General features: G+C 56.7%; 7 protein-coding genes. 6 read left to right on the forward strand and 1 reads right to left on the reverse strand.

What is annotated here, in order from left to right; genetic code table 11:
- Window positions 1–41: 41 nt before the first annotated feature.
- Window positions 42–4,013, reverse strand: a complete 3,972-nt coding sequence (gene putA / locus AAZT04_RS09510; RefSeq protein ID WP_261157193.1) for a trifunctional transcriptional regulator/proline dehydrogenase/L-glutamate gamma-semialdehyde dehydrogenase — start codon at window positions 4,011–4,013, stop codon at window positions 42–44.
- Between the two features lie 556 nt (window positions 4,014–4,569).
- On the opposite strand from putA, the gene putP reads away from it, so the two are divergent.
- From putP to phoH, 6 genes are all read left to right on the forward strand, one after another.
- Window positions 4,570–6,054, forward strand: a complete 1,485-nt coding sequence (putP, locus tag AAZT04_RS09515; protein ID WP_046373267.1) for a sodium/proline symporter PutP — start codon at window positions 4,570–4,572, stop codon at window positions 6,052–6,054.
- Between the two features lie 248 nt (window positions 6,055–6,302).
- On the forward strand, window positions 6,303–7,148 hold the full coding sequence (efeU, locus tag AAZT04_RS09520) for an iron uptake transporter permease EfeU (protein ID WP_176983409.1): 846 nt from the start codon (window positions 6,303–6,305) through the stop codon (window positions 7,146–7,148).
- Window positions 7,149–7,166: 18 nt separating this feature from the next.
- The gene (gene efeO, locus AAZT04_RS09525) at window positions 7,167–8,303 is read left to right on the forward strand and encodes an iron uptake system protein EfeO (RefSeq protein ID WP_048760242.1); all 1,137 of its coding nucleotides are present in this window, start codon (window positions 7,167–7,169) and stop codon (window positions 8,301–8,303) included.
- A gap of 11 nt (window positions 8,304–8,314) precedes the next feature.
- Window positions 8,315–9,613 (forward strand): iron uptake transporter deferrochelatase/peroxidase subunit, encoded by a 1,299-nt coding sequence (gene efeB / locus AAZT04_RS09530; RefSeq protein WP_046373268.1) that lies wholly within the window; start codon window positions 8,315–8,317, stop codon window positions 9,611–9,613.
- 201 nt (window positions 9,614–9,814) lie between these two features.
- Complete coding sequence (gene pqqU, locus AAZT04_RS09535; RefSeq protein WP_434679837.1) at window positions 9,815–11,959, forward strand: TonB-dependent receptor PqqU; 2,145 nt, start codon at window positions 9,815–9,817, stop codon at window positions 11,957–11,959.
- A gap of 683 nt (window positions 11,960–12,642) precedes the next feature.
- A complete protein-coding gene (gene phoH, locus AAZT04_RS09540) occupies window positions 12,643–13,428 on the forward strand; it encodes a phosphate starvation-inducible protein PhoH (RefSeq protein WP_020827477.1) in 786 nt (261 codons plus the stop codon).
- Window positions 13,429–13,449 lie beyond the last annotated feature (21 nt).

A 13,449-nucleotide genomic window follows, 5' to 3' on the forward strand; every position in this document is an offset into this window, starting at 1 on the left:
CGCAGATTAAGTGACCTGCGGCGGTCATCCAGTCAGACGGATTACCCTATGGTCATCAGGCTGGCGTTACCGCCGGCGGCTGCGGTATTGACGCTCAGCGAGCGCTCGATCAGCAGGCGTTCCAACAAAATGTTGGTTTCGCCGTGGGCAAAGCCCTGCACTGAAACGATCGCGCCGCTGCGCTGGGCGATTTGCTCGCACAGGGTGCGCAGCTGATCGGCGTCGCCATGGTAAATGGCGGCATCGAACTCCACCTTGTCCTGCTGCCAGTCTTTGCTGAAGCTGATGCTGGCCTGAACCGCCGCCGGCAGGCGGCGATACAGGGTGCGTTGCAGCTCGGCTTCCGGCCACAGCACGCTGCTGCCGACGGCCAGTACTGCAGCCAACTGCGTCAAGGCATCGGCCTCGTTATCGGCCAGGCAGAGTACGCGCTCACGCGGCAACAGGGCATAGGTATTGCGCTCGCCGGTAGGGCCAGGCAGTGGACGTAGGGTACCGCCCTGGCCCAGTTCGGCGTAGCGTTGCGCCAACGTCACCAGATCGCGCTGGTTTTCGGCAATCGCCCATTGCTCCAGCGCCTGATGGGCTTTGAGCAACTGTGGCCGCGCTGTGGCTTCCAGCGGGCGTTCTTCGTCCTGGCGGTGCAGGGTGCGTTGCACCGCATCATCCGGGCGGTTGGCCAGCAGGCGATACAGGTACAGCGGGCCACCGGCTTTAGGACCTGTGCCGGACAGGCCTTCGCCACCAAATGGCTGCACGCCGACCACGGCGCCAACCATGTTGCGGTTAACGTACAGGTTGCCCACCTTGGCGCGTTCGGTCACGCGGGCGATGGTTTCATCAATACGGGTGTGAACGCCCAGCGTCAGACCATAACCGGCGGCGTTGATCTGATCGACCAGCGACTCCAGATTGGTGCGTTGGAAGCGGACCACGTGCAGCACCGGGCCGAAGATCTCTTTTTGCAGCTCGTCGAAGCTGTCCAGTTCGATCAGGGTTGGCTTGATAAAGGTGCCACGGGACCACTCTTTCTCATCCTGTACGTTGCCTTTCGCGGCCTGATAGACCTTACGGCCCTTGGCGCGCATCGCCTGAATATGACGTTCGATGCCGGTTTTGGCCTCGGCGTCGATCACCGGCCCGATATCGGTCGACAGGCGTTCCGGGTTGCCCATGCGGCATTCGGCCATCGCGCCGCGCAGCATTTGCAGCGTGTGTTCCGCCACGTCTTCCTGAATGCACAGGATACGCAGGGCGGAGCAGCGTTGGCCTGCGCTGTCGAATGCGGAGGCGACCACGTCAGTCACTACCTGTTCGGTCAGAGCGGAAGAGTCGACGATCATAGCGTTCAGACCACCGGTTTCGGCAATCAGCGGCGTTGGACGACCTTGCGGATCCAGACGGCCTGCGATGCTGCGTTGCAGGATACCGGCAACGTCGGTCGAGCCGGTAAACATCACGCCGCGAACCCGAGCGTCATTAACCAGAACCGAGCCGACGCTTTCGCCCTGACCCGGCAGCAGTTGCAGCACGCCTTGCGGAATGCCGGCTTCCAACAGAATGCGCACCGCCTGTGCGGCGATCAGCGGTGTTTGCTCTGCCGGTTTGGCCAGAACGCTGTTGCCTGCCGCCAGCGCAGCGGCAATCTGACCGGTGAAGATGGCCAGCGGGAAGTTCCACGGGCTGATACACACCACCGGGCCCAGCGGACGGTGGCTGTCATTGGCGAAATCATCGCGCACCTGACCGGCGTAGTAATGCAGGAAGTCGACCGCTTCGCGCACTTCGGCGATGGCGTTGTTAAAGGTTTTGCCCGCTTCGCGCACCAGAATGCCCAACAGGCTTTGCAGTTGGCCTTCCATCAGTTCGGCGGCGCGCTCAAGAATGGCGGCGCGCTCGGACGGCGGGGTGGCAAACCAGATTGGACCGGCGGCAGCGGCGGCGTCGAGCGCCCGGCTGACTTCACCTTCGGTGGCTTCACGCACGTAACCGACCACGTCGCCCGGCTCGGCAGGGTTAATGACCGGTTGCTCCACGCCCTGATCCAGCTCGGCGTCAATAATCGGCTCTGCGCGCCAGGGTTGAGTAGCGCTGGTCAGCAGTGCGCTGGACAGAGACGCCAGACGCTGTTCGTTCGACAGGTCCAGGCCGCTGGAGTTGATGCGCTTGGTCCCATAGAGTTCACGCGGCAACGGAATGCGTGGGTGCGGCAGACCAAGTTGACCTTCGCTGGCGGCCAGGGCTTCGACCGCGGTGACCGGATCGGCAACCAGTTCGTCGAGCGGCAGGGTGGCATCGGCGATACGGTTAACGAACGAGGTGTTAGCGCCGTTTTCCAGCAGGCGACGTACCAGATACGCCAACAGCGTTTCATGGGTGCCGACCGGTGCATAGATGCGACATGGACGGTTCAGCTTACCGTCGGCCACTTTACCCACCACTTGTTCGTACAGCGGTTCGCCCATGCCATGCAGGCACTGGAACTCATACTGGCCCGGATAATAGTTGTTGCCCGCCAGATGATAAATCGCGCTCAGGGTATGGGCGTTATGGGTCGCGAACTGCGGATAAATCAGGTTCGGCACCGCCAGCAGTTTGCGGGCGCAGGCCAGGTAGGAAACGTCGGTGTAGACCTTGCGGGTGTAAACCGGATAGCCTTCCAGCCCGTCCATTTGGGCGCGTTTGATTTCGCTGTCCCAGTAGGCGCCTTTCACCAGACGGATCATCAGGCGACGGCGGCTGCGTTGTGCCATGTCGATGACTGCATCGATGGCGAACGGGCAGCGTTTCTGATAGGCCTGGATCACAAAGCCGATACCGTTCCAACCGGCCAGCTGAGGTTCGAAGCACAGCTTTTCCAGCAGGTCGAGCGAGATTTCCAGGCGATCGGCTTCTTCTGCATCGATATTGATGCCGATGTCGTATTGGCGCGCCTGCAGGGTCAATGACAGCAGGCGAGGGTAAAGCTCTTCCATTACGCGTTCGTACTGCGCGCGGCTATAACGCGGGTGCAAAGCGGACAGCTTGATCGAAATGCCCGGGCCTTCATAGATGCCGCGGCCGTTCGACGCTTTGCCGATCGCATGGATTGCCTGCTGGTAAGACACCAGATAGGCCTGCGCGTCGGCTTCGGTCAGGGCAGCTTCACCCAGCATGTCGTAGGAATAACGGAACCCTTTGTCTTCCAGCTTGCGGGCGTTGGCCAGCGCTTCGGCGATGGTTTCGCCGGTCACGAACTGTTCGCCCATCAGGCGCATCGCCATATCCACGCCTTTACGGATCAGCGGTTCGCCGCTTTTGCCGATAATGCGGTTCAGCGAGCGTGACAGGTTGGCTTCGTTATGGGTCGACACCAGCTTGCCGGTGAATAACAGGCCCCAGGTGGCGGCGTTAACAAACAGCGATGGGCTACGGCCGAGGTGAGAATGCCAGTTGCCGTTGCTGATTTTATCGCGGATCAGCGCATCGCGGGTTGGCTTGTCTGGAATGCGCAGCAGGGCTTCGGCCAGGCACATCAGCGCCACGCCTTCCTGTGAAGACAAGGAGAACTCTTGCAGCAGCCCTTGCACCATACCGGCGCGGCCATTTGCACTCTTTTGGTTACGCAACTTCTCGGCGATGTCGTAAGCCATCTTGTGGGTGGCTTTGGCAAGATCGGCAGGTAATCGCGCCTGTTCGAGCAACATCGGCACCGCTTCAGTCTCAGGGCGGCGATAGGCCGCGGTGATGGCTGCGCGATTAACCGACTGCGGCAGAATTTGTTCTGCAAATTCAAGGAATGGCTGGTGGGACTCTTCCTGCACTTGCGGCATAATGTCGTCCGCTTCGGCCTGGCCGGCAGCGGCAAGTGCTGGAATTTCAGGGATATCGGAACCGTTCTCGAGACGTTCGAGATAATTAAAAATGGCCTGCTTGATCAGCCAGTGCGGCGTGCGATCGATACGCTGTGCGGCGCTTTTGATTCGCTCGCGAGTGGCCTCGTCGAGTTTCACGCCCATTGTGGTAGTGCCCATGCCAATCCAACTCCTGTGTTAAGAACCTATCCCATCAGGCTATACAAACTGCGGGCCAGATAGGCTGCTGGGATAGGTTCGTGCGTTGTGTGCTGTGATGAATGCAGACAATATCCTGCATGTTGCAACTTTGTGCAACCGTGTTAAATCAGGCGGATGAACGAAGTGTGAGTTCCATCGATTTTTTAACATCAATAATCGGCATGGTTCTTGCTCTGCCAGTGGGGTGGTATGTCGAGGGGCGGTCGTCTATACGCGTTAACCCTAGCAATATCAGGGGTAACGTTGAATTAGTATGAGGTGCAACTCTGTTTTTGAATGCGGGGTGTAACCTTGCAGGTGGTTAAATGTGACGCAGGGTAAACTTTGTGTAACTTTGTTGTTAAATGTCTTGTTGGATAATCAACAGGTCAACTAGGATAGCCGACGGTCAGACAATTGCGGGGGGAAACTATTTTCACTCGCGGGAGTGTCCGCTTTTCGCCACGTTCCGGCGGATTGGCAAGCAGTAACTATCGCAATACAGCGCGAAATAATAATGAGAGTGGAGAATTTCATGACAATGAGCACACCAATGCTGGTCACCTTCCTGGTGTATATCTTCGGGATGGTATTAATCGGCCTACTTGCCTACCGGGCAACCAATAACTTTGACGACTACATTCTGGGCGGTCGTAGCCTGGGCAGCGTGGTGACCGCGCTCTCTGCCGGCGCATCGGATATGAGCGGCTGGTTGCTGATGGGCCTGCCGGGCGCCATCTTCCTGTCCGGCATTTCCGAAAGCTGGATTGCGATAGGTCTGACCATCGGCGCTTACCTTAACTGGAAGCTGGTGGCGGGGCGGCTGCGTGTTCATACCGAAGCCAACAATAACGCCCTGACGTTACCGGATTATTTCACCAGCCGTTTTGAAGACAACAGCAAGCTGCTGCGGGTGATCTCCGCCATTGTCATTCTGGTGTTCTTCACTATCTATTGTGCTTCCGGCATCGTCGCCGGTGCGCGTCTGTTCGAAAGCACCTTTGGCATGAGCTACGAAACGGCGCTGTGGGCCGGCGCTGCGGCCACTATCCTTTATACCTTTATCGGCGGATTCCTGGCGGTGAGCTGGACCGACACCGTCCAGGCCAGCCTGATGATTTTCGCGCTGATCCTGACGCCGGTGATTGTTATCTTTGCCGTCGGCGGCATCGATACTTCGATGCTGGTTATCGAAGCGAAAAACCCGGCCAATATCGACATGCTGAAAGGCCTGAACTTTGTGGCTATTCTCTCGCTGCTGGGCTGGGGACTGGGTTACTTCGGTCAGCCGCACATTCTGGCGCGCTTTATGGCGGCCGACTCTCACCGCACTATCCGCAGCGCACGTCGCATCAGCATGACCTGGATGATCCTGTGTCTGGCGGGCACCATTGCCGTTGGCTTCTTCGGTATTGCTTACTTCGCCAATAACCCGGACCAGGCGGGCAACGTGTCGCAAAACGGCGAGCGTGTGTTTATCGAGCTGGCGATGATTCTGTTCAACCCGTGGATCGCCGGCATTTTGCTGTCGGCAATTTTGGCGGCGGTAATGAGTACCCTGAGCTGCCAGCTGTTGGTGTGTTCAAGTGCGATTACCGAAGATCTGTACAAAGCCTTCCTGCGTAAGGGCGCCAGCCAGCGTGAGCTGGTATGGGTAGGGCGCATCATGGTGCTGGTGGTGGCGTTAGTGGCTATCGCGCTGGCGGCAAACCCGGAAAACCGCGTGCTGGGTCTGGTGAGCTACGCCTGGGCCGGCTTCGGCGCTGCCTTCGGTCCGGTGGTGCTGATCTCGGTCATGTGGTCACGCATGACGCGTAACGGCGCCCTGGCCGGCATGCTGGTTGGCGCAGTAACGGTGATCGTCTGGAAACACTTCGCCTGGCTGGATCTGTATGAAATCATCCCGGGCTTCCTGTTCGGCTGTATCGCCATCGTGGTGGTGAGTCTGATGGGGCGTTCTCCTTCCGCCACCATTACCGAGCGTTTCGATCAGGCGGAAGCCGAATTCAAAACCGTTTAATCTCTCGCATCGCGAGTCAAAAAGGCGCTTAAGGCGCCTTTTTTATTTCATCCTCCCAGGTTTTTCGTCATCTTGCGGAAACAACTGGCGACATTTGATTAGAAAAAATCACCCTTGGCGCTCTTGTATTTCTTTCAGCCAGAATGATAATCACTATCGTTGTGTTTTACTTTTCTTTACATTGGCGCTGCCGTCATTTCTGACGTGCGGGCGCTTCGCAGCAGCTGCCTTTTTAGGGGTTATTACTTATGTTTGTTCCCTTCCTTATCATGTTCCGTGAGGGGCTGGAGGCGGCGTTGATCGTCAGCCTGATTGCCAGCTACCTGAAACGCACGCAGCGGGGTCAATGGTTAGGCGTGGTATGGATAGGGGTGATTGTTGCCGCCGCTCTGTGCCTGGCGCTCGGCATCTTCATCAATGAAACCACCGGCGAATTCCCGCAAAAGCAGCAAGAACTGTTCGAGGGCATTGTCGCGGTGGTAGCGGTATTGATCCTGACCTATATGGTGTTCTGGATGCGTAAGGTCTCCAAATCGGTCAAGGTGCATCTGGAAGGCGCCATCGACAATGCGCTCAACTCCGGCAAAGGTCAGGGCTGGGCGCTGGTAGCGATGGTGTTTTTTGCCGTGGCGCGTGAAGGGCTGGAGTCGGTGTTCTTCCTGCTGGCGGCTTTCCAGCAAGACGTGGGGATTGAAGCCCCGATAGGTGCGGTGCTTGGTCTGGTGGCCGCCATTGTACTGGGCATGATGATTTACTGGGGCGGCGTGAAGCTGCACCTGGCCAAATTCTTCAAATGGACCAGCCTGTTTATCCTGTTCGTTGCCGCTGGCCTGGCCGCCGGGGCGATCCGCGCCTTCCACGAAGCCGGGTTGTGGAACCACTTCCAGGACATCGCGTTTGATCTGAGTAACCATCTGTCGACCCACTCCCTGTTTGGTACCCTGCTCGAAGGCATCTTCGGCTACCAGGAAACGCCAACGGTAAGCGAAGTGGCGGTCTACTTCTTGTATTTGATCCCAGCACTGATTTTCTTTTTCCTGCCGCAGCGTGTGGAACCGGCCGCGGTTTCGACGCAACGTAAAATCAATCATTAATTTAATAGGGAATCTTGTATGTCTACTCCGTTATTCCGCCGCAAGGCTTTGCACGCAGCATTACTGGCTATCCCGGCGTTCGCGCTGAGCATTGATGCCCTGGCGGCGGACGTGCCGCAGGTAAAGATTACCGTTAACGACAAACAGTGTGAGCCGATGCAACTGACGGTGCCGGCCGGTAAAACCCAGTTTGTGGTGCACAACACCAGCCAGAAAAACGTGGAGTGGGAAATCCTGAAAGGGGTGATGGTGGTGGAAGAGCGCGAGAATATCGCACCGGGCTTCACCCAGAAGATGACCGCCAATCTGGAAGCGGGCGAATACGACATGACCTGTGGGCTGCTCAGCAATCCGAAAGGCAAGCTGACCGTGACCGCGGCGGCCGGTGCTGCCACCGACGGCAAACCGAACGCCATGGATTTGGTTGGGCCGATTGCTGAATACAAAGTCTACGTCACCAAAGAAGTGGAAGGGCTGGTCAAACAGACCAAGCTGTTCACCGATGCCGTGAAGGCCGGCAACGTGGCAGAAGCGCGTAAACTCTATGCGCCGACCCGTCAGCATTACGAGCGAATTGAGCCGATCGCCGAGCTGTTCTCAGATTTGGACGGCAGTATCGACGCCCGCGAAGATGACTACGAGAAAAAAGCGGAAGATCCGAAGTTCACCGGTTTCCACCGGCTGGAGAAAGCGCTGTTTGCCGACAACACCACCAAAGACATGAACCAATACGCCGATCGGCTGTACAAGGACACCCTTGAGCTGCAAAAACGCGTGACCGACCTGACCTTCCCGCCAAGCAAGGTGGTGGGCGGCGCTGCGGGCCTGATCGAAGAAGTGGCGGCGAGCAAAATCAGCGGTGAAGAAGACCGTTACAGCCGCACCGACCTGTGGGACTTCCAGGCCAACGTAGACGGCGCGCAAAAAATCGTTAACCTGCTGCGCCCGCTGTTGGTCAAGGCCAACAAGCCGTTGCTGGACAAGATCGACGCCAACTTTAAAACCGTCGATACCATTCTGGCGAAATACAAAACCAAAGATGGCTATGAGTCTTACGAGAAGCTGACCGATGCCGATCGCAACGCCATGAAAGGGCCAATCACCACTCTGGCGGAAGATTTGTCACAGCTGCGTGGCGTTCTGGGTCTGGACTGAGGCAAAGCATCATGAGTAACAAGATCGGCCCGGAAAACGGGCCGCATCCACAAACGCAGGGCGCGGCGTCACCGTCGCGCCGTCGTTTATTGCAGGGATTGGGGCTAGGCGTACTGGCGCTGGGCGGCAGTCGTCTGACCCAGGCGGCAGATAAAACGGCGGAACCGCTGGCGGTCGCCAAGGATGAACGCTGGCAGAAGCAACCGTTCTACGGCGCGCACCAGGCCGGGATTCTCACGCCGCAGCAAGCGGCGATGATGCTGGTGGCCTTTGACGTGCTGGCCAGCAACAAACAGGATCTGGAGCGGCTGTTTCGGCTGTTGACCAACCGCATTGCGTTTTTGACCACCGGCGGCAAAGCGCCGGAAGTGGATCCCAAGCTGCCACCGCTTGATTCGGGCATCATGGGGCCGGAGATCTACCCGGATAACCTGACCATCACCGTGTCGGTTGGAACCTCGCTGTTTGACGAGCGTTTCGGTCTGCAGGCCCAGAAGCCGCTGCGGCTGCAAAAAATGACGCGTTTTCCCAACGACTCGCTGGACGCCAGCCTGTGCCACGGCGATTTGGTGTTGCAGATTTGCGCCAATACCAATGAAACGGTGATCCACGCGCTGCGTGACATTATCAAGCATTCGCCGGATCTGCTCAGCGTGCGCTGGAAGCGAGAAGGGTTTATTTCCGCCCACGCCGCACGTAGCAAGGGCAAAGAAACGCCAATCAACCTGCTGGGCTTTAAAGACGGCACCGCCAACCCGAAAACCGACGATAAACCGTTGATGGATCAGGTGGTGTGGGTGGCTGATAACGTCGGGGAACCGGCATGGGCGGTGGGCGGCAGCTATCAGGCCGCGCGTATTATCCGCTTCCACGTGGAGTTCTGGGATCGCACTCCGTTGCAGGAGCAGCAAACCATCTTCGGCCGCGAAAAGCACAGCGGTGCGCCGCTGGGCATGAAGCATGAACACGACGAGCCGGACTATGAGAAGGATCCCGAAGGGAAGATGATCCCGATGGATGCGCATATCCGACTGGCAAACCCGCGCACCCCGCAAACTCAGAGTAATTTGCTGCTGCGCCGGGGTTATAGCTATTCGATCGGCGTGTCCAACTCCGGCCAGTTGGAAATGGGGCTGCTGTTCGTGTGCTACCAGGCCGATTTGGAGAAAGGCTTCCTGACGGTGCAAAAACGTCTGAACGGCGAGGCGCTGGAAGAGTACGTCAAACCTATCGGCGGCGGTTATTTCTTTGCGCTGCCAGGGGTCAAAGACAGCAACGACTATCTGGGCAGCGGCTTGCTGAGAGCCTGAGCCTCACTTCACCAGGCGGGGGTTCCCCGCCTTATTTTTGAATCAACAGCCGTTAATTAAAATCAACCCTGGGCTTGCGAAATCGAGAGCTCCGTCTTTAATTAGGCTAACTATTTTCATTTTTTGTTAAAAGCATTAACATATCGGCCATAACGTTCCAAATGGTTCATATTTTCCGATCCCTTTAACGGCATTCTCCTGATGAAAAGCACTCATAAAAACCGGTTGGCGGTTTCAGCTCTGGTTATCCCTGCCTTACTGCCTGTCTGCGCCCTGGCGCAGGACAAGGATAGCGAACAGACCATGGTGGTCACGGCCAAACGCAGCGGCCTATCCGAACTGTCCACCCCGGCTGCCGTCAGCGTGGTGAATGGCGATCAAATCCGTGAGGCCAGGCCGCAGATCAACCTGTCGGAAAGTCTGGGCAGCGTGCCCGGCCTGCAAATTCAGAACCGCCAGAACTACGCGCAGGATTTGCAGCTTTCGGTGCGGGGCTTTGGTGCACGTTCAATGTATGGCGTGCGCGGCGTACGTATTTATGTCGACGGCATTCCTGCCACCATGCCGGATGGTCAGGGCCAGACGTCGAACATTGACCTTAACTCGGTTGAAAAGGTGGAGGTGCTGCGCGGGCCGTTTTCCGCCCTCTACGGCAATGCCTCCGGCGGCATGGTGAATGTGGAAACCGAAACCGGCCAGCAACCTGCGCGCCTTGAAGCCAGTTCGTACTTTGGCAGTTACGGCACCTGGCGTTATGGCGTCAAGGCGACCGGGGCAACCGGCGACGGCACCCACGCCGGTGACGTTAACTACACTATTTCCGGTACCCGGTTCACGACACAGGGCTTTCGCGATCACAGCGGCGCGCAGAAAAACCTCGGCAATGCCAAGCTGGGCGTACGCATCGACGATGTCAGCACCCTGACGCTGTTGTTCAACAGCGTCGATATTCACGCCAATGACCCAGGTGGCCTGACGAACGCGGAATGGCACGATAATCCGCGCCAGGCGCCGCGTGCCGACCAGTACAACACCCGTAAAAGCACTTCGCAGACCCAGGCCGGGTTGCACTATGAGCGCCAGATGGGGGCCGATGACGACCTGAGCATCATGATGTACGCCGGTGAGCGCGAAACCACCCAGTACCAGTCGATCCCGGTTGCGGTGCAGCAGCGTAGCGCCCAGCATCCTGGCGGGGTGATTGACCTGACGCGCCATTATCAGGGGATTGATACCCGCTGGACACACCGCGGTGAGCTGGGCGTACCCTATACCCTGACCGGCGGGTTGGACTATGAAACCATGACCGAGCAGCGTAAAGGCTATGAAAACTTTACCCAGGTTAACGGCGTAACCGAGTTGGGCACCCAGGGGGCGCTGCGCCGCAATGAGCGCAACCTGATGTGGAATCTGGATCCCTATCTGCAAAGTTCGTGGCAGTTGACGCAAAAACTGACGCTGGATGCCGGCATGCGTTACAGCACGGTCAATTTCGACTCCAACGACCACTACGTGACCGGCAGCAACGGTGATGACAGCGGCAACGCCAGCTACCATAAATGGTTGCCGGCAGGCTCGCTGAACTATGCGGTGATGAGCGGCTGGAACCTGTATCTGTCCGCCGGTCGCGGGTTTGAAACCCCGACCATTAACGAACTGTCGTACCGTTCCGGCGATCAGGCTGGGCTAAACTTTGGTTTACAGCCTTCGACCAGTGACACTGTTGAGTTGGGCAGTAAAACCCGCATTGGCAACGGCCTGCTGACCGCCGCAGTATTCCAGACCGACACGCGTAACGAAATTGTGGTGGATGAAAGCAGCAACGGCCGCACCAGCTACAAAAACGCTGGGCAGACCCGCCGACGCGGGCTGGAATTGGCGCTGGATCAGCAATTCGCCTACGATTGGCGAGTGCAGTTGGCCTGGACACTGTTAGACGCGCGTTACCGCGATGATGTGTGCGGCGACAGCCAGTGTTCAGAAGCCAATAAGGTGCCAAGCGGCAACCGTATGCCGGGTATTGCGCGCAATATGGGCTATGCCTCATTGGCCTGGTCCCCACCTGAAGGGTGGTATGCCGGTGCGGAGGTACGTTACATGAGTGATATCGAAGTTAATGATGCCAACACTGAACAGGCTCCGGCCTATACCACCGTGGGTTTAAATACAGGCTATCGTTATCCAATGGGGAACTGGATGCTGAATGTTTTCGGTCGGGTGGATAACCTGTTTGACCGCCAATACGTGGGGTCGGTGATCGTCAATGAAGGTAATGGTCGTTACTACGAACCGGCTCCGGGAAGAAACTGGGGCGGCGGGATAAGCGTTTCTTATACCTTCGAATAACGCTAAACAGCGTTACCGACGCAATCAAAGAACGGCAGGGCGGGAGCTTTCCCGCCTTTTTTATTTATAAATTTGGGGCGATGTGCAGGTTTTTGTTTGTGCAAAATTTAATCAGGAAACCGAAATGTCATCCGCGTATTTTAATCATAACAGTATGATATCTAACGTGATAAAAATTTTATTGAATGACGTAATCGGCGTGATATAGTGTTCTTGCGGCGCCTAAAAACAAAAAAGATTAAATTTTTTTACATTTTAGCAACGTGCGCGGTTTGAATGTCATTATACTGTAATCATCTGGCGGTAGTTTTCACAAGGTGCACAGCTCGAAGCTGTAAATAACACTGCGGGGATCGCTAATGGTAAAGTCCTTGGTTGGGCTAGAAAGAAAAAATAACAGTTCTTCCCTGATGACTCGTTGTAACGAGGGCACTCTCTCCGACTCTCTTTTTCTGACCAGACCGCACTCCCGTTATCACAAATTCCTGTCACTTTTCTCTCTCGATTTAATTATGCAATCGCGTTGTCCCGTGAAAAATCGGCGTGCCGAAATGCCCGTCGGATATTCACTTTTTCTATTGGCTATCGTCGGCTCAAAAGGGAGCCAAACCCGCATCTGTATGTGAAACATAATCGCACGGCCAGGCCGTTGCGGTAGGTGAAACAAACTGTAAGGTGCCACTATGAGACAAAAAGCAGTGATCAAAGCACGTCGTGAAGCGAAACGCGTTATTCGCCGTGACGCTCGTAGTCATCGCCAGCTGGAAGAAGAATCCGTAACCTCGCTGGTACAAATGGGTGGTGTTGAGTCTATCGGCATGGCACGTGACAAGCGCGATAGCTCCCCCATTCTGGCTCGAACCGAAGCTCAGGGTCATTACTTAATAGCCATAGACAAGAAGCAGTTGATATTTGCCACCGGTGAAGCCGGCTGCGGCAAAACATTTATCAGCGCTGCGAAAGCGGCAGAAGCCCTTATACATAAAGAAGTGGATCGGATTATCGTTACTCGTCCGGTTCTGCAGGCGGATGAAGACCTCGGTTTCTTGCCGGGGGATATCTCTGAGAAATTCGCCCCTTATTTCCGTCCGGTGTATGACATTCTGGTACGCCGTTTAGGATCGTCCTTTATGCAATACTGCCTGCGCCCGGAAATCGGCAAGGTGGAGATCGCGCCTTTCGCTTATATGCGCGGGCGTACTTTCGAAAATGCGGTGGTTATTCTGGATGAAGCCCAGAACGTTACCGCCAGCCAAATGAAGATGTTCCTGACCCGTCTGGGTGAGAACGTCACGGTCATCGTCAATGGTGACATTACCCAGTGCGACTTGCCGCGCGGCGTGAAGTCCGGCCTCAGCGATGCGATGGAGCGCTTCGAAGAGGATGAAATGATCGGCATCATCCGCTTTGATAAACAAGACTGCGTCCGCTCTGCCCTGTGCCAGCGTACGCTCAACGCCTACAGTTAACACCTGCCCGTTCACAAAAGG

The organism is Serratia sp. Je.1.23.a (assembly GCF_051129805.1).
Taxonomy (GTDB): domain Bacteria; phylum Pseudomonadota; class Gammaproteobacteria; order Enterobacterales; family Enterobacteriaceae; genus Serratia; species Serratia liquefaciens.

Coding starts and splice junctions, on each gene's coding strand:
- putP (WP_046373267.1), top strand. CDS start 4,570: ATGACAATGAGCACACCAATGCTGGTCACCTTCCTGGTGTATATCTTC.
- efeU (WP_176983409.1), top strand. CDS start 6,303: ATGTTTGTTCCCTTCCTTATCATGTTCCGTGAGGGGCTGGAGGCGGCG.
- phoH (WP_020827477.1), top strand. CDS start 12,643: ATGAGACAAAAAGCAGTGATCAAAGCACGTCGTGAAGCGAAACGCGTT.
- putA (WP_261157193.1), bottom strand. CDS start 4,013: ATGGGCACTACCACAATGGGCGTGAAACTCGACGAGGCCACTCGCGAG.
- efeO (WP_048760242.1), top strand. CDS start 7,167: ATGTCTACTCCGTTATTCCGCCGCAAGGCTTTGCACGCAGCATTACTG.
- pqqU (WP_434679837.1), top strand. CDS start 9,815: ATGAAAAGCACTCATAAAAACCGGTTGGCGGTTTCAGCTCTGGTTATC.
- efeB (WP_046373268.1), top strand. CDS start 8,315: ATGAGTAACAAGATCGGCCCGGAAAACGGGCCGCATCCACAAACGCAG.